The sequence below is a fragment of the Pseudomonas sp. AU12215 genome, from assembly GCF_001675465.2.
Taxonomy (GTDB): Bacteria; Pseudomonadota; Gammaproteobacteria; order Pseudomonadales; family Pseudomonadaceae; genus Pseudomonas; species Pseudomonas nitroreducens.
Genome location: NZ_MACM02000109.1, coordinates 1 through 231 on the forward strand (window position 1 = coordinate 1; position 231 = coordinate 231).

The 231-nt window shown below is 65.8% G+C and carries 1 pseudogene; it reads left to right on the top strand.

Going from position 1 to position 231, the window contains the following annotated elements:
* Positions 1-231 (top strand): annotated as a pseudogene (locus A9513_RS14685) (IS21 family transposase); the annotation flags it as partial.

Consider the following 231-nt stretch of genomic DNA (forward strand, 5'->3'; position numbering starts at 1 on the left):
CGCCGCTGCGTCAGCTTAAGCACGGTCTGGGGCGTCATGCCGGCGGTGACCGGATCATGGCGCAAGTTCTGGCTGCCGTACCGGTCGCCGGGCTCGATGCGGTGCTGGTGGCTGTTGAGCTGGTACTGGAAAGCGGCAGCCTGAGCGCCGAACACATCCTCAATGTCGTGGCGCGCCTGGCCGCGACCGAACCACCACCCAGCGTCGAAACCCACTTGTCGCTCAAGGAAG